The 24,213-nt window shown below is 47.4% G+C and carries 18 protein-coding genes, 1 pseudogene and 1 other annotated feature; of the genes and pseudogenes, 6 read left to right on the forward strand and 13 right to left on the reverse strand.

Translation table 11 applies throughout. The annotated features are described in order from the left end of the window. Window positions 1-71 precede the first annotated feature (71 nt). Together MRBLPE1_RS01950 and MRBLPE1_RS01955 are read right to left on the reverse strand one after the other, a co-directional pair. Entirely contained in the window at window positions 72-2,126 is a 2,055-nt protein-coding gene (locus tag MRBLPE1_RS01950; protein ID WP_364140844.1) for a helicase-associated domain-containing protein, read from the reverse strand. Then, window positions 2,123-3,826: a DNA repair helicase XPB gene (locus tag MRBLPE1_RS01955; RefSeq protein WP_364140847.1), complete on the reverse strand. Its 1,704-nt coding sequence runs from the start codon at window positions 3,824-3,826 to the stop codon at window positions 2,123-2,125. The genes MRBLPE1_RS01950 and MRBLPE1_RS01955 overlap by 4 nt, the downstream gene beginning before the upstream one ends. A 203-nt stretch (window positions 3,827-4,029) precedes the next feature. On the opposite strand from MRBLPE1_RS01955, the gene MRBLPE1_RS01960 reads away from it, so the two are divergent. Further along, window positions 4,030-4,878 carry a thermonuclease family protein gene (locus MRBLPE1_RS01960; RefSeq protein WP_364140850.1) on the forward strand — a complete coding sequence of 283 codons (849 nt, stop codon included), beginning with the start codon at window positions 4,030-4,032 and terminating at the stop codon, window positions 4,876-4,878. Between the two features lie 136 nt (window positions 4,879-5,014). On the opposite strand, the gene MRBLPE1_RS01965 is transcribed toward MRBLPE1_RS01960, so the two are convergent. Further along, the gene (locus MRBLPE1_RS01965; RefSeq protein ID WP_414698823.1) at window positions 5,015-6,211 is read right to left on the reverse strand and encodes a M20 family metallopeptidase; all 1,197 of its coding nucleotides are present in this window, start codon (window positions 6,209-6,211) and stop codon (window positions 5,015-5,017) included. A gap of 340 nt (window positions 6,212-6,551) precedes the next feature. Here MRBLPE1_RS01965 and MRBLPE1_RS01970 point away from each other — a divergent pair, with 340 nt between their 5' ends. Together MRBLPE1_RS01970 and ftsW are read left to right on the forward strand one after the other, a co-directional pair. After that, window positions 6,552-6,896 (forward strand): YugN family protein, encoded by a 345-nt coding sequence (locus MRBLPE1_RS01970; protein ID WP_364140853.1) that lies wholly within the window; start codon window positions 6,552-6,554, stop codon window positions 6,894-6,896. A 10-nt stretch (window positions 6,897-6,906) separates the two neighbouring features. Then, a complete protein-coding gene (gene ftsW, locus MRBLPE1_RS01975) occupies window positions 6,907-8,106 on the forward strand; it encodes a putative lipid II flippase FtsW (RefSeq protein ID WP_364140856.1) in 1,200 nt (399 codons plus the stop codon). A 42-nt stretch (window positions 8,107-8,148) separates the two neighbouring features. On the opposite strand, the gene MRBLPE1_RS01980 is transcribed toward ftsW, so the two are convergent. Further along, complete coding sequence (locus tag MRBLPE1_RS01980; RefSeq protein WP_364140859.1) at window positions 8,149-8,535, reverse strand: Asp23/Gls24 family envelope stress response protein; 387 nt, start codon at window positions 8,533-8,535, stop codon at window positions 8,149-8,151. A gap of 256 nt (window positions 8,536-8,791) precedes the next feature. Here MRBLPE1_RS01980 and cax point away from each other — a divergent pair, with 256 nt between their 5' ends. After that, the gene (gene cax / locus MRBLPE1_RS01985) at window positions 8,792-9,850 is read left to right on the forward strand and encodes a calcium/proton exchanger (RefSeq protein ID WP_364140861.1); all 1,059 of its coding nucleotides are present in this window, start codon (window positions 8,792-8,794) and stop codon (window positions 9,848-9,850) included. A gap of 56 nt (window positions 9,851-9,906) precedes the next feature. Here cax and MRBLPE1_RS01990 read toward each other — a convergent pair whose 3' ends face one another. From MRBLPE1_RS01990 to MRBLPE1_RS02010, 5 genes are all read right to left on the reverse strand, one after another. After that, window positions 9,907-10,194 carry a YlaN family protein gene (locus MRBLPE1_RS01990; RefSeq protein WP_364140864.1) on the reverse strand — a complete coding sequence of 96 codons (288 nt, stop codon included), beginning with the start codon at window positions 10,192-10,194 and terminating at the stop codon, window positions 9,907-9,909. A gap of 137 nt (window positions 10,195-10,331) precedes the next feature. Beyond that, window positions 10,332-10,574: an HPr family phosphocarrier protein gene (locus MRBLPE1_RS01995; RefSeq protein WP_183561958.1), complete on the reverse strand. Its 243-nt coding sequence runs from the start codon at window positions 10,572-10,574 to the stop codon at window positions 10,332-10,334. Window positions 10,575-10,711: 137 nt separating this feature from the next. Next, the gene (locus MRBLPE1_RS02000; protein WP_364140867.1) at window positions 10,712-11,827 is read right to left on the reverse strand and encodes an aminopeptidase; all 1,116 of its coding nucleotides are present in this window, start codon (window positions 11,825-11,827) and stop codon (window positions 10,712-10,714) included. A gap of 51 nt (window positions 11,828-11,878) precedes the next feature. Continuing rightward, window positions 11,879-12,616, reverse strand: coding sequence for a hypothetical protein (locus MRBLPE1_RS02005; RefSeq protein ID WP_364140871.1), 738 nt, complete (start codon window positions 12,614-12,616; stop codon window positions 11,879-11,881). A gap of 132 nt (window positions 12,617-12,748) precedes the next feature. Next, window positions 12,749-14,722, reverse strand: coding sequence for a sensor domain-containing diguanylate cyclase (locus MRBLPE1_RS02010; protein ID WP_364140873.1), 1,974 nt, complete (start codon window positions 14,720-14,722; stop codon window positions 12,749-12,751). 332 nt (window positions 14,723-15,054) lie between these two features. Between MRBLPE1_RS02010 and rpsD the strand changes: the two genes are divergently transcribed. After that, window positions 15,055-15,657, forward strand: a complete 603-nt coding sequence (rpsD, locus tag MRBLPE1_RS02015) for a 30S ribosomal protein S4 (protein WP_308994735.1) — start codon at window positions 15,055-15,057, stop codon at window positions 15,655-15,657. A 57-nt stretch (window positions 15,658-15,714) separates the two neighbouring features. Here rpsD and MRBLPE1_RS02020 read toward each other — a convergent pair whose 3' ends face one another. The 3 genes from MRBLPE1_RS02020 to tyrS form a co-directional block, all read right to left on the reverse strand. After that, window positions 15,715-17,244: a flotillin family protein gene (locus MRBLPE1_RS02020; RefSeq protein WP_364140877.1), complete on the reverse strand. Its 1,530-nt coding sequence runs from the start codon at window positions 17,242-17,244 to the stop codon at window positions 15,715-15,717. Window positions 17,245-17,270: 26 nt separating this feature from the next. After that, a complete protein-coding gene (locus MRBLPE1_RS02025) occupies window positions 17,271-17,801 on the reverse strand; it encodes a protease (RefSeq protein ID WP_364140880.1) in 531 nt (176 codons plus the stop codon). A 132-nt stretch (window positions 17,802-17,933) separates the two neighbouring features. Next, window positions 17,934-19,187, reverse strand: coding sequence for a tyrosine--tRNA ligase (gene tyrS / locus MRBLPE1_RS02030; protein ID WP_364144438.1), 1,254 nt, complete (start codon window positions 19,185-19,187; stop codon window positions 17,934-17,936). Between the two features lie 57 nt (window positions 19,188-19,244). After that, window positions 19,245-19,547 (reverse strand) — a binding site (T-box leader). Between the two features lie 120 nt (window positions 19,548-19,667). Between tyrS and MRBLPE1_RS02035 the strand changes: the two genes are divergently transcribed. Next, window positions 19,668-22,727, forward strand: coding sequence for a transglycosylase domain-containing protein (locus tag MRBLPE1_RS02035; protein ID WP_364140883.1), 3,060 nt, complete (start codon window positions 19,668-19,670; stop codon window positions 22,725-22,727). 70 nt (window positions 22,728-22,797) lie between these two features. Here MRBLPE1_RS02035 and MRBLPE1_RS02040 read toward each other — a convergent pair. Then, window positions 22,798-24,155: pseudogene (locus MRBLPE1_RS02040) on the reverse strand (IS3 family transposase). Window positions 24,156-24,213: the final 58 nt, after the last annotated feature.

Here is a 24,213-nt window from a genome sequence, read left to right on the forward strand (position 1 = left end):
CCTCATTTCAATTGCTAATTACTACAATTACTACACTATCATATCATATTCGCTTTACCAATAGATAGAGATTATATTGGGCTTTCTTGACCCGGGATAATTAGGCGCATCTCTTCCCACATATCCGGCGTGAGCCGGGTAATTTGCCGCTTCCGCTCATCTCGAAGCAATCCAACGACTGCCCATCCTTCCTCTTGATGCTCGAGCTTCTCCGGAACGAATGAACGCAGCTCCTGCTCCATGCGCAGCTGGATGGGCGTTTGCCATTGCAGCGCCTGCTCAATGAGTTCTCTCCTGGTGGAGTAGTGATACGTGCGAAGCTGCTTTATCCACATCGATGGCACTTGCTCCCGCTGCAACCAGGATTGAAGTTTTTCCTTCCCGGCATGATTTGTAAGCTCAAAATGATGTAGAGGTACGGCTTCATAAATATAAAAAGACGGTTCAGATAATGTTCCTTCTATTAAAGGCTGACCGTTTACATTCTGATGCGCCCGCTCCGTATTTACCATTGGGTAAGAGGCAGCGCCGTTCTCGTCCCGCGAGGCTTCAGTTTGAACCGCTTTGCGCGCAGGATAGCCCGCTTTCTGCAGCAGGCGCCTGATTTCGCTGATTTGTCCCTGCTCCACTATGAAATCTAAGGGACCAAGCTTCTGCTTCAATAAAGGAGCAAGATTAACATCGTTCTCCAAAATAGCAGCCATCTCTTCGTGATCGCAACGAAGCAAGGACACCTCGGCGAACGAGGTACGGCAAGCGCGGTTTGCCCATGCATCCAGCAAAGCCTCTACTGTAGCCGGCAAATCCGGAGCGCCGGATGCCTGTACGAGAAAACTCTTTATGGACGAACGTGTCCTGCCCTGCTCCAAAGCACGGGAAACGGAGGCAGAATCCAGCTGATAGACGGTGACCTGCTCATCCGATTTCCTCTCTGCAAGCAGTTCAAGCTCCCACCTTATCCAGAAGGGACATTCCGCCTCAACGACCATTTCTCCGTTCGGTTGAACGGTAATATAGGATTGAAGTACCGAAGCTTGATCTTGCTTCCAAGCAACTAAAGGCGCAGTTGATTTCCATCTGTAGAAAACCTCGTTTACGTTCGCATGCCCGCAGTCGACCAGCTCAAGCCAGCCCATGCTTTGCCACAGTTCGTGCCAGCGCATGTTCATAGTTCCGCTTTGACCGGATGTTTCCAGGCTTGAAGCCGCAGCCGCTTGTAATTCGTCCAGCCAGCTTGCCATACCGTTTACTGAATACCATTCTCCTGCCTGCAGGCCCATCATGGACGCAGCCAAATGAGCGCTTCCGATCCCTGCTGGCAGCAGCAGTGCTAGACACCAATCCATTAATTGTTTTTCCCGCTCTGCGTTTTCAAGCATAAGCCACTGCCGGAGCTGCGCTTCATTCCACTTTAACGATCCCTTTTCCGCCGTAAGCAGTCCGAGTGCAGTACCCGCTTCCAGTACAAATGCTGCTTGCAATGGATAACTATCGGCATGAGCCCAATTCAGATCGAATGCTTTGAGCGAGCGATCATCCAAATCAATCGCCTGTATCAGCTTGCCCACCGTTTTTTTGGGAAGCGTACCGTTCAAAGTCAGCCCTAATCCGCTTCGCCCGAGCTCCGCGAATGCGCTTAAGAGCTGCCTGCTGAATGGACGGCAATAGGTACGCATGGTCCCGCTCATTAGTCTTTCCCTTTCTAGGGTGGTTAGCTGCTCGGGTTTGTATGGGAAAAATACATTCTGCCAGCCAATGAAACATTCCGATGGCATAAAAAACAAACTTTCTCCCCATACCTTTTTGACGGAGAATAAGATACCTGCCTCCGCAAGCTCGGCAACGCCAAGCTGACATTCCGCACCGGACAAGGAGGTGCTCTTCCGCAGCTCCCGTATGAGCCTTTCACCTTCTACAGGGACAGCCGCATATTGACGCACGAATTCTTTTAAAACCTCCGCTGCATGTACAGTCAGCCGCGCAGCGGCTTCCTGGATACAATCATGATTAATGGCTGCCTGCTCCCAGGACATCCCTTTTCGGCTCGCGGTTTGCCATACTGGGTGTTGCATAAAGCTTTCCATGCGTTCCGCGGAAAGCTTGGAAATCAGCTGCTTCATTTTCATAGCGCCGCGGCCTCCTCTTGCCTATCCTCATCGCTAGTAATGCTGATCCTCTCGTAATGATAGCCTTGTTCAAGCATGAACAGCTGTCTTCTCATCGCGAATTCCGTTTCCTTTGTTTGGTCCGTCACTATCGTATAAAACCAAGCTTGATTGGCTCCCGCTTTCGGCCTTAACAATCTTCCGATGCGCTGCGCCTCTTCCTGCCTGGAGCCAAAGCTTCCGGACAGTTGAATCGCAACTGCCGCATCGGGCAAATCTACGGCAAAATTCGCTACCTTCGATACAATGAGCACGGATAAATCCCCTGCTTTAAAACGCTCATACAGTTTCTGCCGCTCCTGCTGAGGCACTTCGCCAGTAAGCAATGGAACTTGCAGCCTTGCTGCCAGCTCGTTCAACTGATTCAAATACTGCCCGATAATGAGAGTCGGCTTACCCGCATGCTCCTGCAGAAGCATTTCCACAATCGCAATTTTCCCGGGATTCTCGGCAGCCAAGCGAAACTTGGACCTTGCACTCGCCTGCGCGTAGGATGCTGACACGTTTTTATGTAGAGGAACTCTGATTTCGGTGCATGACACTGCCGCAATATGAGCGCTTGCTTCCGCTAATTTCCATTGCATATCAAATTGCTTAGGACCTATCAAAGAATACACGTCCTCCGCGCAGCCATCCTCACGCACCAGCGTTGCGGTTAAACCCAGCCGCCTCGTCGCTTGTATGTCAGCCGTCATTCGGAACACCGGCGCCGGAAGCAAATGAACCTCGTCATAAATAATCAGACCCCAATCCCGTTCGGTGAACAGCTTCATGTGCGTAAATGGCATTTCCTTCGACTTTCGATGCGTCAAAATAGTATAGGTCGCAATCGTGACCGGACGGACCTGCTTCAGCGCGCCGCAATATTGGCCCACTTCCGAATCCTGCAAGGTCGTTTTGTCCAGCAGCTCGTCCTTCCATTGCTTTACCGAAGTGGAATTGGACGTGAGGATTAATGTCGCTCTTCCCAAGCGGGTGAGAGCCGAAATGCCGACAATCGTTTTACCTGCCCCGCAGGGCAATACGATCACTCCGCTGCCCCCTTGTACGGTCCCTTCTTTATAAAAAAGCTCTACCGCTGAATGTTGATAGTCCCTTAATTCGAACATACGGTCCCGAAGCGTGCGTTTTCTCAACTCCACCTCAAGCGCTTCTCCGGCATGATAGCCCGCCAAATCGATAACGGGGTATCCAAGCCGCGTCAACTCCTGCTTTAGCGGGCCCCGACAATTGTTTTCAAGCTCCCACGACCCGCTGTTCAAACGGATCGTTACGTTTTGCATTATACTTTCCTGCCCTGACAGCTCTTCCAGTAACGTATCATCGCCGTGCAAAATCAATCTATCCGAATCATTCGACAGCCAAAGCTTGCCGTATCTGCCAATCAGCTTCCTAATCATGGCCTCTGCTTGAAAAGGCAGCTCGTATCGGCTGTATGCCGTAAGCCAGCCCACGATGTCTTCCGCTGTGAATCCGGCTGCAGCGGCATTCCATAGCGATAAAGGCGTCATTCGGTACGTATGGATAGCACCTGCTCTTCGAATGGCGTCCATGAAGAGAACGAGCTTCTCTTTTGCTTGTTCGGCATCAGGCTTCCGCTCATCAAGAAGCACCATTAGATCCGATTGGACAATTAATGGGCGGTCCTTAAGATCGTGCATCAGTCTCCCCCTCCTAGGTTGTGAAGCAAACCTTCATCGTAAGCACTTTTCCGAACAGAATGCTCCTTTTGACAGTATGCAAAAATTAACACTTTTTTATGCCAATTTTACAGTGATATTCGCGCGATTTTATAATGTAAAATGTGTTATAGTAATAAGAAGTTCTTATTTTGACCGCATATTGGGCTGGAGGTAACACATCTATGAAAAGAATTATTATCATTCTCCTCATGCTCATCTGCATGCCGCTTGCCGGCTGTTCGGCCATTTCCGAGCTTTCATCGAACGTTATTCAAACGAACCAATGGTATCAAGTAACTGGCTTTATAGATGGCGATACCTTCAAAATCAAGACCGGCTCTGATGAAACAACGGTTCGTCTGCTTTATGTGGATACGCCGGAAACACAAAGCCCTAACAGCGAACCTGAGGCTTTCGGAACCGAGGCATCCGATTTTACGCAAGAGATTTTAAGCGAATCACAAGAGATAAGGCTCACTTTCGACAAAGAGCAGAAGGACCGGTTCGAGCGTACGCTGGCCGTCGTGGAACTTAAGGATGGCCGGATATTAAATGAACTGCTGCTGGAAAACGGTCTCGCGAAGGTTCTCATCGTTGAACCTAACGTCAAGATGGAAAACGCATACAAGCAGATTGAGCAGCAAGCCAAGCAAGAAAAAAAGGGTCTTTGGAGCATCGATTCAGAAAGCAATCATACGGATTTTCCCGTTAAGAAGGCGGCAAAAAGCGGCATTATTATCGAGGTAGACAAACAAGCTGAGCTTGTAACCATAACGAATACGACCAATGAGACCATCAACATCAATGGCTGGAAGCTTATCAGTGTACGTGGCAATCAAACCTATCCTTTTGGATCGTACGTTTTGGACGCGCAGCAAAAAGTGTACATCTCTTCTGCAGATGAGGCTAGCTCCGTGAAAGCCGGCCAGCTTCAATGGGGGGCAACAAATATCTGGAGCAACAAGGAGTCCGATCCCGCTGAACTCTATAATCAATATAACGAGCTGGTATCCGTCTGGGAGGATAATTAACAGCGATGACCGGCTTAACAAAAAAAAAGGCTTTCCAATGCGGATGGAACCGCAATGGAAAGCCTTTTTTTATGAATTGCTCATCATTTATGAACATTTTAATTCCATAGGCGTTGCATGATCCGTACCACTCAGCTTAAACAATCGAATCTTTGCTGCGCGCGTAGTCCTCTGCCATTTCAATTAGCAGCCTAGCTGCACGCTGCATCGACTGCTCGTCGATATCGAACATCGGGTGATGATGGGCATAGGTGGCGCCGATGCTTTCGTTGCCCGCGCCTACAAACATAAAACAGCCTGGCACTTTCTCCAAATAATAGGAAAAATCCTCCGCAACCGTAATCGCCTCCGACCGAACAACGGCAGCCTCTCCAAACAATGCCCCGCTAACTTTGAAGAAACGCTCTGCTTCCTCTTCATCGTTGACGACTGGCGGGTAACCGATTCTCATTTGGTAATCGAATTCCGCGCCATGCATTTGGCAGACATGCGCAACCAGCGACTCCAAACGGTCATGGATCATCATTCTTGTTTTCTCGTCAAAAGATCGGACCGTGCCCTTCAGCCTGCAGCGCTCCGCAATCACATTATTGGTTGAGCCTGCTTGGAATGAACCGATCGTAACGACAGCCGGATGCAGAGGATTCACATTTCGGCTGACAATCGATTGCACGGATTGAACAAGATTCGAGCCGATCAAGATAGCGTCGACCGCTTCATGCGGCAATCCGCCATGACCGCCCCGCCCGATGATATCAATGACGAACTCGTCCGCTGCGGACATGAATGGTCCCGGCTTAGACGCAACTAAGCCATGGGCGAGCGGTGTCCATAAATGCACCCCGTAGATGACATCTGCGCCATCAAGCGCTCCGTCCTCGATCATTGGCTTTGCCCCGCCCGGCGTAACCTCCTCCGCCGGCTGGAACAATAACCGCCGTTCGCCGCTTATTTCGGCTCGGTTAGCAGCATAATAGGAGGCGATGCCAAGCATTGTAGCCGTATGGGCATCGTGGCCGCATGCATGCATGACGTTCGGTACCTTTGAAGCATATTCGCATTTTTTCTCATCCTGTATAGGGAGTGCATCGATATCCGCCCTCAGCGCAATCACCGGTCCCGGCTTATCGCCTCTTATGACAGCAATGATCCCATGTCCGCCAACCCCGGTCCGCACTTCAATCCCGAGCTCGCTCAATTGGCTGGCAATCCAGCTCGATGTTACGCGTTCATGGAACGAAAGCTCCGGATATTGGTGAAGATGCCTGCGCCACTTCATCATTTTAGGAAACAATTTCTTTAACTCAAGATCTACGATATCTTCTGTCTGCAAATCGCAAACCCCCTAACATTTTCTGAAACGAATTGACGCGCCTAATGCATGGAAGCAATCATCGCGCATCCGAAAGTCCCCGCTTCCAACGCAGGAGATCATATCATCTAGTTTACCAGAAGAAGTCCTTATTAAGGAAGCTTACACCGCTTCGAATACGCTCGAAACCTACATTTCTTCAAAATGTCACTTTTGAGGACGCTCATGGACGGGAGTAAGGGTTGCGCTTGCTGGGGAAACATACTATCATGAGAAAAGAATGTACAACTCTGTCTTTTGAATTGGAAGCATATGCTTGCGAAGTCAGTTTTGCTTCACAAAACCTTTGGGAGGAACTACCATGATTATTGAAAATACCGGCTTAAACGGTGTTAAAAGCGAACTTGACCATTTAGACGAATCTGCTGAAAAAGTCGGCTTTGTCCGTTGGCAATGGGAATACTATCGCGCTACATACGATTTGAAACTAGAAGATCGCGCCAGCGGCTCCGATTACTACTTGAGAATTAATACGCGTGCAGTCGAAGGCAAGCTTGAATCGCCGCATGCCGTGCTCGTTATTGAATCCGTCTACATCGGACGCTCCACGTTCCCGCATGGCCTTGAATATGAATCTCCGGTACCGCAGCCAATCTTGAATACGGCAACGCAACGACTTCTGCAATTGAAACAACTGCTAGCGTAACGGTGGTCACATGAAAGCCACGCAGAACGGCAGCCGAGGAAGACCGGACTTTCTGCTTCTCATTTTGACTCTTCTGCTCGTAGGCTTTGGACTTGTGATGGTATTCAGCGCAAGCTCAAGCGTTGCAAAAGTTTCCTTTGATGATTCACTGTACTTCATTAAGCGCCAGTTCATTTTTGCTGCATTGGGTACATTCATCATGCTTTTCATGATGAACCTGCGATATCAAGTGTACAGAAAATCGTTCATGCTCTTGTTTATCCCGGTCATCATCATGCTGATGATCGTTCCTTTCAGCCAGTCCATTAATGGCGCTAGAAGCTGGTTCAATATCGGTTCGCTAGGGATACAACCGACTGAGCTGGCCAAACTCGCGCTCATCCTGTATCTTGGCGCGCTGATATCCAAGAAGGACGAAAAGTTCCGGGATTTCAAAAAAGGCCTGCTGCCTGTCATCATCATTGTCGGTTTTATTTGCACCCTCATCATGATGCAGCCAGATTTAGGCTCCTGCCTTGTAATTGCATCGTTTGCCGGAATTATGATTTTGGCAGGCGGTGCGAACTTAAAGCACATTTTTGTTGCAGGATCTGTTCTCACTGTGCTTGCTGCTGCTGGCGTAAGCATTTGGATGGCTATCGATCCAAAAGGCTGGCAGTATAGAATCGATCGGTTCACTGCCTACACGGACCCGCTTGCCGATCCTTTAGGCTCAGGCTGGCAACTGTTGTCATCGCTTCAGGCGCTTGGACACGGGGGGATCACAGGGACCGGTTTCGGGGAGAGCGTTCAGAAGCTGCATTATTTAAAGTATGCTTACAACGATTTTATTTTTTCAATCATAGGGGAAGAATTTGGCTTTATCGGAAGCACGATTTTCTTGCTCGTTTATTTACTGTTTTTGTGGCGTGGCCTTATTGTCGCTTTGCGTTGTCCTGATCAGTATGGAACTATCGTTGGCGTAGGTATCGTCAGTTTGTTCGCCATCCAAGCGTTTATCAATATTGGCGGCGTTACGAAGGCCATACCTATGACAGGCGTCACCCTTCCATTCATTAGTTACGGCGGTTCATCGCTGCTCGTATGTCTTATGTGTATGGGAGTCCTGCTGAGCGTTTCCAGAGAATCAAACAAAGCTGAGAACAAAAGCACGAATACTGCCGGCAATCGCAGAACCACTACGGCAACAAAAAGGACCTCTTCCTTGTAAGAGGTCCTTTTTGCTGCTATTGCCTATAAGCTTTACCATTCATTACTTCAAACGCTGCTGCTGCTGCAAATCATCGATTTCTTCCTCTTTGAAGGCGACGCCCTCCACCTTCACATTCACTTCTACGACATGCAGGCCAGTCATGTTTTCAACAGATTCACGTACGTTCAGTTGAAGCTGACGGCAAACCTCTTGAATCGGGATGCCATAATGAACAATAATACGAAGATCAATTGCCGCCTCCGTAGTCCCGACTTCAACAGAAACGCCCTTTTGCACGTTCTTTCCGCTCAACCGTTTAGCGAGTCCTTCGGAAATGCCGCCCGACATTGCCGCAATGCCCGGTGTTTCAAGTGCTGCGAGTCCAGCTATCGTTGCTACAACATCATCAGAGATTCGGATAAGACCTGTTTGAAGTTCTTCGGTCATGTGACTCACTCCTCAATTTGCCATATAGGCTTATTATAGCAGACGGACATTACCACAGCAAAGTAGAGTCGTAAAAAGCTTTTGTTAAAGCATTCATAAATTTGTTTATGTATAAGGAAAAGGTTTTCCTTAATTGCCCTTCTTTTTCGCAATGGCATGCATTGCAAAATAATTGTCTTTTGGCAAAGTTTACATGACAGTTGATTTCCGCTATAGTATTAACAGGTTTTCAGCATATCGTAAAGAGGTGTTCAGAATGAACCAAAAATTGTTTTTCTCCGGGTTAATTACTATGTTTCTACTTAGTGCGATCGGGCATTTCGCCCACTGGAACAACACGCTGCAGTTCATCATTTCAGCGATCGCCATCATCTTTGTGGCCGGCTTCCTCGGTAAAGCAACCGAGAGTGTCGCCCATTATGCCGGACAACGGCTTGGCGGTTTTCTAAATGCAACCTTCGGCAACGCCGCAGAGCTCATTATCGCGATATTCCTGATAAAAGAGCAGCAGTTTGCCATGGTGAAAGCAAGCTTGACGGGCGCGATTATCGGTAACCTTTTACTCGTGCTTGGACTAAGTATTTTGCTTGGCGGGCTAAAGTACAAGGAGCAGCGCTTTAACAACCGACTGGCCGATCATAACTCTACGCTTATGGTTATGGCCGTAATCGGACTGTTCGTGCCAGCCGTATTCGTCGTATCAGAAAAGTTCACGATTGAAAAAGATCAGTTTCTGAGTCTTGCGGTTGCGGGCATCCTGATTGTCTCTTATATCTTGTGGCTTTTATTCTCCATGGTTACCCACAAGGATATGCTTTCCGATGAGGTTATGAACGCAGACCACGGCGAGGAGCCGGCCTGGTCCAAAGGAAAATCCATTTTGTTCCTCGTTCTAGCGACCGTTATGGTAGCTTTCGTAAGTGAATGGCTCGTACATACCTTAGACGCATTCAGCGAGCAATTTGGACTATCTGAGCTGTTTATAGGCGCATTTGTCATTGCGATCGTCGGTAATGCCGCAGAGCATAGCGCCGCTGTCATTTTGGCAATGAAAAATAAGATTGGCGCAGCCGTCGAAATCGCCATCGGCAGCAGCTTACAGATCGCATTGTTTGTAGCGCCTGTGCTCATTCTTGTCAGCGCTATGTTCGGCAACACGATGGATATCGTCTTTACGCCGATTGAACTGACCGCCATCGGCGTATCCGTTTTTATCGCCAAATCCGTTTCGCGCGACGGTCAGACGAACTGGTACGAAGGCGTACTGCTATTAATGGTTTATGTCATTCTAGGCATTGCCTTCTATCTCGTTTAACCAGTCGCTGTAAGCGTAAGATTACAAATAAAAAAAGAGTAGCCTCCATTAGGAGTCTACTCTTTTTTTTCTAATGCTTCGTATAGCATAGCTAAATTTCGCTCTAGCCTACTTACAATTTCCTTACCTGCCAGCTCTGCTATGAGCCCTGCGCGAACAGCAAAGTCAACCTCTCGCGAGAATCCATACATTTGCGTATCCAGCACTTCTTCGTACAAGGGACATTGACGTGTAGTCAAGTTTTCCATCTGAACTTCGATTAGTTTTTCTATTTTACTCGCATCTTCCTGAAGGAGACGAAGCGCTTTCTCATGCAATTGTACCGTAATTTCCGGTGAAGACATCGTTTTCCCCCCTGTGCGCGTATCCGCCGTCTTCTATACCCTTTATATTAGACGAAAAAGAGGGATTATACAAGGTCAAAACAGAAAAGCACCCCTTCAATAATGAAGAGGTGCTCAACAGGAAACTTATGTTCCTACTAATCCGTGATAACGTTCACGTTCAAGTTGTGTTTAGCAAATACATTAGCCATTGCTGTTTTTGCTTCTTCAGCGTCAGGACCATGTACATGCAATTCGTACGCATGTCCGCCTACCAATGTCGTGAAGAGTCCGAGGATGCTTTTTACATCGATATATTTGCTCTCGGCTTGCAGAACGATGGACGAAGTGAATTGGCTAGCCGTTTGGGAAATTTCTACGATAGCTGCATTGTTAGACATGGGAAATCCCTCCAGTTAAATTAGTAAAGCTTACCTTTGTCACCATGATAACCCGAAAAGGAGTATCCAGCAAGAGGTAAAATGAAAAACGCTTTATTTTCCATTTATTACAAAGAAAAATCGTGATTAATTATTACTTATTTTAAATTTTCCGCATTTAAACCTTCCAGCTCGGGAATTACGAAAACGCCGTCCTTACGGATGAGCACATCATCGAAATAAATTTCACCGCCTCCGTACTCCGGACGCTGAATAAGCACCAAGTCCCAGTGGACGGCGGACCGGTTGCCGTTATCCGTTTCCTCGTAAGCCTGGCCCGGTGTAAAATGCAGGCTGCCTGCAATTTTCTCATCGAATAAAATATCATTCATCGGATGCAAAATATGCGGATTAAAGCCGATGGCAAACTCGCCGATATAACGGGCTCCCTCGTCCATATCCAAAATCTCGTTCAAACGAGCCGTGTCATTGCTTTCTGCTTTCACGATTTTCCCGTTTTCGAACGTCAGCGCGATATTTTGAAACGTGACGCCTGAATAGACGCTAGGCGCGTTATACGTAATTTTGCCCTGAACGGAATCGCGAACGGGTGCCGAGAACACTTCGCCATCAGGAATATTGCGGTGGCCAGAGCATTTCTTAGCTCCGATGTTTTTAATCGAGAAGCTTAAATCCGTACCCGGCGAGACGATCCGGACACGATCCGTTTTTTCCATCAGCGCCTGAAGCGGATCCATCGCTTGGTCCATCTTCGCATAATCCAAATTGCACACATCGAAGTAGAAATCCTCAAACGCTTCCGTGCTCATATTGGCAAGCTGTGCCATCGATGCGTTCGGATAACGCAAAACTACCCATTTTGTTTTTTTAACGCGCTGCTCCGTATGTACGGGGTTTCTGTAGACTTGGTCGTATAACCGCATATTCGCTTCAGGCACGCCTGCAAGCTCGTTCACGTTGTCTCCTGCACGAACGGCGATGTAGCCCTGCATATTTTTCATCCGCTCTAGATCAAGCACTGACCAAAGCTCCATTTGCTCTTTTGAGGCATGCTTCAGCAAGGTACGAAGAACCGAACGGTCACTCGTTTCTACAAACGGCCTGCCGCCTCGCTTAGCGACCTCTTCAATAAGGCATTTTGTCAATTCTCGATCGGAACCGATCATGTCAAGCAAAACATTTTCACCTGGCTGGACATCGATTGAATATTCGACTAAATTTTGTGCCAGCTTTTGCAATCTTGGATCGCGCATGTCGATCACCTCTCCTTCTTTCCATTGCTTCATCCCGTTTTCAACGACGAGCTAATCTATCGTAACATGTTTTCGCTTCTGCTGAACAGACTCGCTTGAAGCGCCGTCGAATGACTGAAAGCGGACCGTGGTGAATCTCGTTTCCGAATAAGGCCTTTGCTCGTTACGATAACGAAACGAGGTTTTCTCCTCCATTTTCAGCGGAAGCAAGCGATCCCTATCTATAATCAGCTCGTACTCCGTATCTGCCTGCAGAGAAGCTAGCATATCGTCTAATTGCTTGCGGGATCGCGAAAATTCCTCCGTCCATTCCTGAAGGTACGGACGATCATCTGCCGGCCTATTGGCTCTGAGCTGATCAAGCTGCATGTTCAGCCGCTCTCTCCATCTTTCCTTGGAAACGCTGGCCGATTCCTTAATAATAAGTGTAACCGTGTCGGGATCGTTACCAGCAGCTGCTATACTCACGTTTTCATTCGTTTGGTTAAGCGTTTCTAATACTTGCACAGGATTCCAATGCAGCGGGTCCGCGCTGTTCGTTTGCAGCGTCAATTGCTGATGATCAACGACCTTTCCTTCGAAGGTTTCAGGTTTAAAAGCCAAACCGTCCTCCGTCTTAATGCTCATCGATCCCGTAAAAGCGTATTGATCCGTTGCTGCGAGCCCCGAATATGATAAAGACAGCCATTCCTCCGGCGTTCGCTGATCACCGATCATGCCGCATCCGGCTATGAACATCGTCAAAGCGAATAATACCGCAGCTGCCGGCTTTTTATGCCTTTGCCTCATAAATCTGCCCCCCGTCCATCCTATTCACTAGTATACTCCCAATCCGGACAGCTCCTTATTCCCATCCGAGGCAAAAAGAAAAGGATGCCTGGATTGGCATCCTTTTCCTTATAAGGCTTTAATCGCGACAGTTTAGCTTTGGCCTACGAAAATACAGTTTCTTCCATTGTTTTTCGCATCGTAAAGAGCCATGTCCGCACGGTAAAACAATGATTCCACGCTTATTTTATCATCCTCAAAAGTCCACTCAGACACTCCGCAGGATACGGTTACGACTGGATCGGTCTCTTGCTCGACATGCTGTCTGATCCGCTCCGCAATACGGTAGGCTTGCTCGGCTCTTATGCCTGGCAGGTAAATGGCAAGCTCCTCGCCGCCCCAGCGTGCCGCGATGTCTCCGTTTCGAATGGCGCCCCTAATGATGTCGCTCACTTGAATGAGAATCCGATCCCCCACCTGGTGGCCGTACGTGTCGTTCACACGTTTAAAGAGATCAATATCAACAAGAATAAGCGATCCAAACGGATCCTTCCGCTGACGGCTTTGGATCTGTTCATTGAGATAATGTCGGGCATGAAGGCCGGTTAAATTATCGGTTATAACCATCCTTCGCACTTCAGCATGCAGCGACGCATTCGTTACCGCCAGCCCGATATGCGTACTCATCACTTGAAGCAATTTATAATTTTCGTACGAGAAGAAATTTGGCGTTTTGTGTGTAACCAGGATGACGCCAACAACCTCACCATCAACCATAATCGGCGCTGCAATAAGCGATCTTGAGCTCGTATTATCCATTAACATGGAGGTAACGATCCGAGTATGCCAATAATCAGATATGATTAAAGGCTCCCGCGTGCGATAAACCATTCCGCAAAAGCCATAATCAGGTGAGAACTGTTCGTTTTTAATGGAAGGAAAATTGCTCGACATGACAATGAATTGATTCTTTTCTTTGTTAAGCTGCAATACGCAGCAATAATCCGCATCAAATATCGTCAAAAGCTCGCTTGTGGCAAATTGAAAGATTTCTTTGAGCCTCAGCGACTGGTTCAATCGTTTCGTAAGTTCATTGATAAGACGAAGCTCGTTAATTAGCAAGTTGGACTGCTCGTACAGCTTCGCATTCTCGAAAGCAGAGCCCGACGTATCCGCTAGCAACAGAAAAGCAGGCAGGTCGGCTTCGTCCCATAAACCCGGACCAATCGACATGCAAAGCACACCATAAGCTGCTTGCTTGCCGGTCATCGGCACCGCGAGCCGAAGCGTGCCGTCGCGATCATGCTCCGTCACCGACTTTCCGTTCAAGAACGCTTTGGCAACTAAATCATGTTCCGCATTTTTGAAAACTAGCGGCTTCACGCGCGGATCACCGTTCAAATGATCTTGCGACAAATACAAATGAACCTCGGAGTCCGGATACAGCTGTTCTAAGCTGAGCAGCAATTCCGACAGCACGGAGGCAACATCGATTTGATCAAAAAGCCGCTTTGACGCTTGGAATAAAGCATCTTTTCTTTTCGCGTCCATCTCTGCCCGCTGCTGCTGCAAGAGCAAATCTTTGACATAAAGCTGTTCGAAATTACGGTAAAAGCAGCTTCGAAAATGCAAGGAGCACAATTGCGTCTGCATAAGATCCGGCTGCTTTTCAATGGGTGACATATACGCAAATACACAAAAAACCGAACCGTCGTTTCGCCTGCATACAGGTACGGCTGCTATAAAATAGCCTTCTTCTTCTTTTGTGCACGAATCTCCGCCGCTGATGACGCTGCTTACAAGCAGACTAAGCATTTCCCTAGCATTTCGATGCGTTTCTCTTTGCTGCAAACCGGCAGAGGCTATTTCCTCAGCTTCTCTATTGTATAGCAGAAACTCACCTGCCTCTAATGAAGACAGCCCTGCCGCTTCATTTACCCATTGATCAAAGCTGGCACGGAACAATGGGGATAGCATCGGCTCGTCCGCATCATGAATATCTTCATGAATGAACCAAACAGGTTGTGATTCTGCTGATGTATCTACTATTGTTGATGTTTTACGATAGGCAAAATTGCTATTTATTTGATCAACCATGCAGCCCCAACCCTTCCATCCGTTAACCAAGGAGATGAGCTTCCTTTTATCGCTTATTATTAAAACCATCATACTCCATTTTTAAGAAATTTGCACTAGGATGTCCATAAAATATAGGACTTTTGATACCCTTTGCCTGTCATAAAAAATCAAGTGTTAACCTTGACAACGACTATCTATTTCATATATTATTTATTGATGAATAGATGGGCGTACGGTTTTGTGTCACCCTCAGGAAATACGTTCACTGTAGGCCAGCGGCTGACTAGCCTATCAGGGACGAGCATGCTCGGACGTTGAACGTATTCGGCGAAACACAACCCCATTCACAAATTTATTTGATGAAGGAGTTAATATTACGTATGTCACGTTATACAGGACCTAAATTTAAACTAAGCCGTCGCCTTGGAATCTCTTTGAGCGGCACAGGTAAAGAACTTGCAAAACGCGCATTTCCACCAGGTCAACACGGCCCTAACCAACGCAAAAAAATGAGCGGTTATGGCGTTCAATTGCAAGAGAAACAAAAGCTTCGCCACATGTACGGTTTGAACGAAAAACAATTCCGCAACTTGTTTGACAAAGCGGCAAAAATGAAAGGTAAAGCCGGTGAAAACTTCATGGGCCTCCTTGAAAGCCGTCTTGACAACCTCGTTTACCGCCTTGGCCTTTCCAACTCCCGTGCAGGAGCTCGTCAGTTGGTATCGCATGGTCACGTAACAGTAAACGGCAAGAAAGTGGATATCGCTTCTTACAGCGTATCTCTTGGCGACGTAATCGGTTTGCGCGAGCGCAGCCGCAGCCTGAGAACAATTAAAGAAGCTATGGAAGGCCGTCATCACCTTCCGAACTACTTGGAGTTCAACGATCAAGCTTTGGAAGGTAAATTCCTTCGTCTGCCTGACCGCGGTGAGCTTTCCCAAGATATCGACGAGAAACAAATCGTCGAATTCTACAGCCGTTAATAAACAAAAAACCTTGGACCAATTGGTTCAAGGTTTTTTTATGTTTAAATCATGCTGCTAGGATGATTGATCAGGCAATTTGGGCGATAGAGGTGCAGCATTGATATCTATTGGACGGTTGCTGCCCGCCTGCGCTTGCACTGCTTTGGAGGTAAGCCCTTTGATTAATGCGTTCACGTCTATGCCGGATACGCTCTTCAGCATTTCCGGCGCGGTAGACATTAATGAAGTAACATAATTGCTGAGACGCGCAGCACCTTCCCCGTTACCCGTATCTACGACGGTCAGTTTATCGATATTGCTAATAGGTTCCGCTACTTTCCCGGCAAGCTCAGGCAGCATTTTCACAATAATATCTAGCACCGCTGCTTCGCCAAACTTCTCGAAGGCTTCCGCCAGCTTTTCTTTTGCTTCCGCTTCCGCTAAGCCGCGGAGTCGGATGACATCGGCTTCCGCTGTCCCCTTCGCTCTCTCTGCTTCCGCAACTGCCAATCCATCCAAACGTTTCTGAGCCGCATGCGCTTTCGCTTCTGCTTCAATACGGTATTGAAGCGCATCGGCTTCACGCAGCAGCTTTGCTTTATTCGCTTCTGCCGCTTGCTCAACCGCGTAACGGTCGGCATCGGCTTTCTTCTTCACTTCGGCATCATACTGCTTTTCACGACGCAATATTTCCTTTGCTTCCAGATCTATTTCGCGTTCTTTACGCACAAGCTCGACCTTCATCTGCTCTTCGACAACGCTTTGCTTCGCACGGGCTTCATGGATGGCATAGGCCTGATCCGCTTCCGCTTTGGCCGTATCCTGATCGCGTTTAAACGAAGCCACCTTCATTTCCTTCTCTTTCTCTGCTTCGGCTATGTTGGTATCGCGCACAAGCTCCGCTTTCTGGCCAGCTTCCGCCGCGAGCGCTTTCTGGATTCTGGCATCCCGCACCGCTTCGGCTTCCGCAATCTCCGCATCCCTCTTAACTGCTGCAATTCTCGGCTTACCGAGCGCATCTAAGTATCCGTGCTTATCTCGTAAGTCTTTTATTGTAAAAGACACGATTTGCAGTCCCATCTTCTTCAAATCCTTTGCCGCAACGCCCTGCACTTCTTGCGCGAACTTATCGCGGTTACGGTAAACCTCTTCTACGGTCATTGAACCTAATATGGCGCGCAAGTGCCCTTCCAGAACCTCCTGGGCCTCGCCTTTGAGCGCTTCGGTCGGTTTTCCTAAAAACTGTTCTGCTGCTGTCGCCACATCCTCCACCGCACCGCCAATTTTTATAATGGCGACGCCGTCAGCCATCACGGGTACGCCTTGCTCCGTATATACCTCCGGTGTTGACACATCAAGCTTATGCGACAACAAGGACAGGAACTCAGCCTTTTGAAAAATAGGCAGGATAAAGGCGCCTCCGCCCCTAATGATTTTTACTTTACGGCCAGATTCGTCCGTGCTGGCGTTACGTGAACCTAGAAACGAGCCAGTAACGAGCATCGCTTCATCCGGACTCACGGTCTTATAACGCGCCCAGAAAGCTAAACCTAATACAATGAGTACCCCAACAACAATAGCGGGTATTATAAAAAAATCCGGCATTTCATTTCCCCTTTCTGCTGCATGAATTAAGATAAATCCACTTCCGATACATAAAGCGTGCTGTCTCTTACCTCAACGACAACGACTCGCGAGCCGCCTGCGATCTCGACGCCCTCAAAGCTCGCAGCAATTTGATTGGTAAAGCCGGCTCCTACTTTCACCATCACTTCCCCGTATCCATGCGCGGGAATCGGCACCAGAACGTCCCCAAGCATGCCTGACATACCGTCCAGCGAGAAGGCAATTGAATTTTCACTTTCCTCCATCGGTTTAATATAAAGAAAAAATACCGCTGTTCCAGCTAGGAGGGCAATGAATAGCGCTGCCGTCACAATTGCCGCTGATCCCCATGCGGTGTAGCGCTGCAGCATAACGCCAGCCCCTCCAAACACGGTTATCCCGCCTACAAGCGCAGTCGGCGACAGCCATGAGTGACCGTCTAATGATAAGAAATCAAACGCACCGTCTAACGCCTGCCCCAGCCAATCTCCAAAAATAACGCTTACGAGTGCATAAAGAATTCCGCCGATTAGACAAGACAAAAATAGCGTCTCCAACTTCCTCCTCCTCTCACTTCATCCAAAACCTGTTAATACTTCCGTTATTTATTACGTTTGAAACAAGCTATTTGTTTCTAAAAAAATAAAGCTTGTTGAATTTTATCGATTCAACAAGCTTTGTTAGAACAATTAAGCTAATTTAATTTTTACGAATTTTCGTTTGCCGACTTGAAGGACATCGCCATCCTTAGGGGTAACATTAGCATTGATATCTGTAATTTTCTCTTCATTTATACGAACGGCGCCTTGCTGTACGCTTCGTCTAGCCTCACTGCTGGTAGCTTGCAGCGCAAGCACGGTAAGCAGCTTCACGATATTAATGCCGCCATCAGACAGTTCTTCCTTAGAGAGATTCACCTCTTCGATTTCATCCGGAAGCGCACGCTGCTGGAACACCGTAATAAAATGGTTTTCCGCTGACTTGGCTGCCTCTTCGCCATGGTACATTCGGACGAATGTCGCTGCGAGCTGCATTTTCGCATCACGCGGATGTACGGTACCTTCCTCCAGCCCAGTCTTCAAGGCTTCGAGCTCCCCATTGTTCATATCCGTTGCAAGCTCGTAGTATTTAAACATCAATTCATCGGGTATGGACATCGATTTACCATAGATCTGATTCGGCTCTTCGTCGATGCCGATGTAATTACCCAAGCTTTTGCTCATCTTGTTCACGCCGTCCAAGCCTTCGATCAACGGAGTCGTAATGGCAACCTGTGCAGGCTTGCTGTATTCCTTCTGCAGCGTTCTGCCCATCAGCAGATTAAATTTCTGATCCGTGCCGCCTAGCTCGATATCCGAATCAAGAGCTACGGAATCATAGCCTTGCATAAGCGGGTAGAAAAACTCATGGATACTGATTGGCAGGCCGGTCGTAAAGCGTTTCGTGAAATCATCGCGCTCCATCATGCGCGCTACCGTTACTTTTGCCGCCAAGTTCACTACTTCTGCAAAATTAAGAGGCGCAAGCCACTCTGAATTGTAGTATAGCTTTGTTTTCTGCGGATCTAATATTTTGTAAATTTGTTTCTGGTAGGTTTCAGCATTTCGCTTTACATCTTCTTCGGTCAGCTGTTTGCGCGTTTCCGATTTTCCCGTAGGGTCGCCGATCCTTCCCGTGAAATCACCGATTAAAAGCTGAACCTGATGGCCTAGCTCCTGGAATTGACGCAGCTTGTGAAGAACCACGGTATGGCCGATATGAATGTCCGGCGCAGACGGGTCCAAGCCAAGCTTTACTTTCAACGGCGTCCCTGTTGCGACGGCATTCGCTATTTTGTTCTTCAATTCATCCTCCGGAACGATTTCGACAACGCCGCGCCGAATGACAGCCAGTTGGCGCTCAACCTCATTTTGCTGTTCCAGCGTTAAACTTTCCCACTTCACCATAAAACTTTTCCTCCCTCGTATGCGTCTATATAGACATAAAAAATCCTTCTTGCCCCAAGGGACGAGAAGGATTAGCTCGCGGTACCACCCTCGTTAGAGTACGTCTTCTTTATAGAAAAACGAAAGAAGTACTCTCACTTCGTTGTTGATAACGGAGACGGTCTCCGAAGTGAACTACTACGGCTGGCTCAGCCACCCAGAGGCCTTTGGCCCTGTATGCACTGAAGCTTCATCAGCTACGGTTCCTTCACTTAGCTCCAGGCGGTAATTCAACATACGGCGCATACCGGTTCACACCACCCACCGGCTCTCTGCAATGACGATTCGCAGTCTACTCATGCCCTTCAAAGCATTGATTGGATAAACATTATTGAATTTATACCATAGCATTCTTAGGATGTCAATGCGGTTAAAGAATGCGCTACTTTGACGATTTATGTTATAATGGGTGTGCAATTTGGAGGAGGAGTCAAAAAAATGCAAGAAGAACGTCAACAAACGCCGGCCAAAAGAAGCAAATGGCGTACATTCGGAATCGTAACTTTTATAACAGTAAAATGGATGGTATATTTCGGAATTTTCATTGGCTTGCTGGCAGGCGGCGCCGTTACCGGCTATGTCGCTGCCCTCGTGAAAAATGAAGAAGTAAGACCAAGAACCGTTATTGAAGAGAAAGTCGGCGAAAATGCCATTACCGGATTCGTTTACTTCAATGATGATTCACTTGTCGGACAGCTAAGAACGTCTGAGGACCGAATGATTATTACATATGATGATTTGCCGCCACAGGTAATCAATGCGGTACTTGGCATTGAGGACAATAACTTTTTCGAGCATAACGGCGTAGACATCAACGGTCTTGGACGTGCAGTGAAGCAGAAGCTTTTGAATGAGGAAACGCAAACCGGAGGAAGCACGCTCACGCAGCAGCTAGCACGCCGCGTATTCCTAAGCCTAGACAAAACCGACAGCCGTAAAATTAAAGAAATATTTTTGTCGCTGCGCATGGAAAGATATTTAACCAAAGAAGAAATACTAGCCGCATACTTGAATAAGGTTCCTTTCGGAAACGGTTCAAGCGGTTACAATTTATTCGGGATTAAAGCAGCTGCCAAAGGGATTTTTGGCATTACGGATCTAAACCAGCTGAATATTGCGCAGTCCGCGTATCTAGCAGGACTTCCGCAAAGGCCGTCTGCCTATACCGCTTTTACGGGTAAAGGGCAATTCAATCAAGCCGGCTTTGACTTAGCGCTGGGCCGTCAAAAAACGGTGTTAATGCGAATGATGCAAACTGGCCGCATCACACAACAGGAATACGACGAGGCTCTCAAATTCGATATCCGAAAAACACTTTCCGAGCCCTCCGAGAAAGCCTATACGACTTTTCCTTATTTGATGCTTGAGGCAGAGCGGCAAGCAGCTGAAATTATGCTGATGGAGCAGGACGCCACATTAACCAAAGCCGATTTGCGCAAAAAGGAAAATGCTCCTCTGATCGAGGAAGCTCGTGATCACCTGCTTCGGGGCGGTTATCATGTTTATACGACGATTGACAAGGATATTTACCAGCTCATGCGCGAGGTCGGCACCAATGATGAAAACTTCACCCCTTACAGTGAGGAAAAAGGTCTCGAGCAAATCGCAGCAGTCATGCTGGATCACAAAACAGGCGCTATCGTAGGAATGCTCGAAGGCCGCGACTTCTATGAAGAGCAGTTGAACTATGCTACGCAAATGACAAGGCAGCCCGGCTCGACAATGAAAACGTTAGCCGCTTACCTGCCTGCAATCGAGATGGGCATAATACAGCCCGCGAGCATTATCGACGATGCTCCTATCGTACTGAAAGACGGTCAAAAAGGCTTTCATATTCCGATGAACGTAAATCGTAAATTCGCAGGTCTCGTTACAGCCCGTGATGCGTTAAACCGTTCATTGAACTTGCCAGCCCTGAAAATTTTCAACGATGATGTCAAAATCGAAAATGCGTGGGCATTCGTTAAGAAGCTCGGCATTACTACGCTCCAGCCGGAAGACTCTTATGCACAAACCGGCGTTATCGGCGGACTTAGCATCGGTGTATCCGTAGAAGAATTAACGAATGCTTACGGCTCGATTCCGAACAAAGGCGTCTTCAATGATGCATACATGATTTCTCGGATTACAGATGCCAACGGAAAAATCGTATACGAGCATAAGCAAGAGCCAAAACGGGTTTTCTCGGAGCAAAGCGCATTTTTGATGACGGATATGCTTTCGACAGTTATTTCGAGCAAGAGCGGATCTGCAAGCAAACTGAGATCACAGTTCAAGAAATATGGCGAAATTCCGATTGCCGGTAAAACCGGTTCAACTCAAAGCTATGGCGACGTATGGTTCATGGGCTTCTCGCCTGATATCACATTAGGCGTATGGGCAGGCTATGAAGAACAGGTTAACTCCCTTTCCGAGAACGGAAAAGCGCGTGCCCGTTCCATCTGGGCGTTAATTATGAACGAAATGGCTGAAAAGAAACCCGAGGTATTCGCAACAGATAAGTTCGAGCGGCCGTCCGGCATCGTGAAAGCGACGGTTTCCAGCGCAAGCGGCCTGCTTCCAAGCCAATTGACGAAGGAAGCTGGCATGCTTGTAACGGATTGGTTCAACAAAAAGGATATACCTAAGAAAACCGATGATGCGCTTGTCAAAATGGCGTACATCACGTTTAACGGCGTTAACTATTTGCCTAACCCTGCTACGCCGAGCGACATGGTGAAAGAACAAATCGTAATTAAACGAAAAAAACCGCTAGATGTTTTAATGGATGAGATTAGAGCTGCGCAATCGAAGCTGCCAGCGAAGAGCCGTCGCTCGATGAGTGCCTATTTGCCTGCAGATGCAGAAAACAATGCACCTTCCAAGCCTGACCCGCGTGTAGATGACGGAGCTGCTCCGCCGCCGCCTGCAAGCGTTAAGCTTCAATCATCAGATGGCGTGCTCATCCTTACGTTTAGTGACAGCTCAGCCAAAGATGTCATTGGTTACCGTGTTTATAAATCCGTAAATCAAGGACCCTACAAAAAACAAGGCGAATCCATCACGGTAGGTTCTGAAAAACGGATGAAGCTGTATGCATCGAGCTCGCAAAACTCGACTTACTATGTAACGGCGGTTGATGTTGCCGGCAAAGAATCAGCGCCTAGCCCACTGGTTCAATACGGTAACTCTCCTATTAATACTGCGCCTCCTGAGAGTGGCGGAAACAGCGGCGGAAATGAAGAAGCCGCTTCGGCTCCCTCTGCGCCAACTGGCCTGCAAGCTTCAAAAACGGAGCTTAGCGTACGCCTAACCTGGGCATCGAACAGTGTGTCAGACCAGGTTACGCAATATCATGTATATTTCAGCTCAAATAACGACGGGAAATATGCCAAGATCGCCTCGACTTCGGAAACTAACTATGAGTATGTTGCTCCACTCGTAACGGGGGCCTTCTATGTCACTTCGGAAAACGCAAACGGCGAGTCCGCTCCGTCCGATGCGCAAACGGTAAATTGATTCTTTCTGCAGCATTAAAAAAGAAGCAGCCTCCAAAATGAAGTGACCCCTTAAAGTTAGACAAATATTTTTATGCAACCTGTTGGGCATGAGCTCGGTACTGTACCGGGCTCATGCCTTTTAATTTTGACTTGATACGTTTGTGATTGTAGTAATCAATGTATCGTTCTAGTTCTTGCTTAAAGTACTCTACACTTTCAAACTTATTAAGATAAAGAAACTCCGACTTCATAATGCCAAAAAAGTTTTCCATTACCGAGTTATCGTAACAATTTCCTTTGCGCGACATGCTTTGGGTAATTCCTTGTTTCTTCAAAGCATGTTGATACTGCTTCATCTGATAGTGCCAGCCTTGATCCGAATGCAGGAGGAGTTCATCCTTGTCAGATAAGCGTTTAAAGGCCTTATTTAGCATCTCGGAGACTAAGGAATAGGTAGGACGAGTCCCTATTGTGTAGGTGATAATCTCGCCGTTAAACAAGTCCAGAACAGGTGATACATACAGCTTTTCACCAAACAACTTAAATTCCGTAATATCGGTAACTCACTTCTCATTTGGCCTATCTGCTTGAAAATTACGATCCAGCACGTTAGGCGCAATTTTACCTACTGTTCCTCTGTAGGAACGATATTTCTTCATACGTACCACAGATTTCAAATCTAATTCTTTCATGATACGTTGCACTTTTTTATGATTAACTCGGTGGTCCCGATTAACTAGTTCATCACGAATACGACGATATCCATAACATCCCTGATGTTCCTCATATATGGATTGAATAAGGAGTTTCAGTTCTTCGTCTGGGTCTGGCTTCCCAAACTGTTTCACCCAGTAATAAAAGGTGCTACGTGGGACTTCAGCGAGCTTTAGCAATTCAATCACCGGGAATTTGAGCATTAATTCATAGACTACTTGCGCTTTGTCTTGTTTGGTGATTTTTCCTTGTTTTGAACTAAGGCATTCAACTTTTTTAAATAGGCGTTTTCCATACGCAAACGTTCTAATTCAGCTTGTAGAGCTTCAACTGAGCCCTCGGCAGGTTCTTGTCTTTTGGTTCTCTTTTTATCCGTCATGAATGGTGGACGTCCCTTTGGCTTTGGTTTTAGGGTGTCGATTCCGTCTGCATTAAATTGGGCTGCGCCATCTACGAATAACCCCTGGAGTAGAGATATTGAAGATGACAGCTGCTTCATTTGGAGACGTCCCATTCTCTTTCATAAAGTTGAGTACGTCTAGTTTATATGGAATGCTGTAAGCTGTATAGGATTTTCGAAAGCTTTCTCGCCGTGGTGTTCGTATTGCTTTATCCACATTCGTAAGACCTCATGATTGATGCCTAGTGCTTTCGCAATGCTTTTCACTCCTTCATTCCCTAACAAATAACGATGAATAGCCTCTATTTTCAAATTCATATTAAACTTAGACAAAAAAACTGCACCTCCAGATTGTTAGATGGTGTCTAACAATTGGGGTGCAGTTCAAAAG

The organism is Paenibacillus sp. LPE1-1-1.1, assembly GCF_040676435.1.
In the GTDB taxonomy this organism is placed as follows: Bacteria; Bacillota; Bacilli; order Paenibacillales; family Paenibacillaceae; genus Pristimantibacillus.

What these genes read in the sequence shown, in the direction of transcription:
- MRBLPE1_RS01950 (WP_364140844.1), bottom strand. Translation starts at nt 2,126, where the DNA reads ATGAAAATGAAGCAGCTGATTTCCAAGCTTTCCGCGGAACGCATGGAA.
- MRBLPE1_RS01955 (WP_364140847.1), bottom strand. Translation starts at nt 3,826, where the DNA reads ATGCACGATCTTAAGGACCGCCCATTAATTGTCCAATCGGATCTAATG.
- MRBLPE1_RS01960 (WP_364140850.1), top strand. Translation starts at nt 4,030, where the DNA reads ATGAAAAGAATTATTATCATTCTCCTCATGCTCATCTGCATGCCGCTT.
- MRBLPE1_RS01970 (WP_364140853.1), top strand. Translation starts at nt 6,552, where the DNA reads ATGATTATTGAAAATACCGGCTTAAACGGTGTTAAAAGCGAACTTGAC.
- ftsW (WP_364140856.1), top strand. Translation starts at nt 6,907, where the DNA reads ATGAAAGCCACGCAGAACGGCAGCCGAGGAAGACCGGACTTTCTGCTT.
- MRBLPE1_RS01980 (WP_364140859.1), bottom strand. Translation starts at nt 8,535, where the DNA reads ATGACCGAAGAACTTCAAACAGGTCTTATCCGAATCTCTGATGATGTT.
- cax (WP_364140861.1), top strand. Translation starts at nt 8,792, where the DNA reads ATGAACCAAAAATTGTTTTTCTCCGGGTTAATTACTATGTTTCTACTT.
- MRBLPE1_RS01990 (WP_364140864.1), bottom strand. Translation starts at nt 10,194, where the DNA reads ATGTCTTCACCGGAAATTACGGTACAATTGCATGAGAAAGCGCTTCGT.
- MRBLPE1_RS01995 (WP_183561958.1), bottom strand. Translation starts at nt 10,574, where the DNA reads ATGTCTAACAATGCAGCTATCGTAGAAATTTCCCAAACGGCTAGCCAA.
- MRBLPE1_RS02000 (WP_364140867.1), bottom strand. Translation starts at nt 11,827, where the DNA reads ATGCGCGATCCAAGATTGCAAAAGCTGGCACAAAATTTAGTCGAATAT.
- MRBLPE1_RS02005 (WP_364140871.1), bottom strand. Translation starts at nt 12,616, where the DNA reads ATGAGGCAAAGGCATAAAAAGCCGGCAGCTGCGGTATTATTCGCTTTG.
- rpsD (WP_308994735.1), top strand. Translation starts at nt 15,055, where the DNA reads ATGTCACGTTATACAGGACCTAAATTTAAACTAAGCCGTCGCCTTGGA.
- MRBLPE1_RS02020 (WP_364140877.1), bottom strand. Translation starts at nt 17,244, where the DNA reads ATGCCGGATTTTTTTATAATACCCGCTATTGTTGTTGGGGTACTCATT.
- MRBLPE1_RS02035 (WP_364140883.1), top strand. Translation starts at nt 19,668, where the DNA reads ATGCAAGAAGAACGTCAACAAACGCCGGCCAAAAGAAGCAAATGGCGT.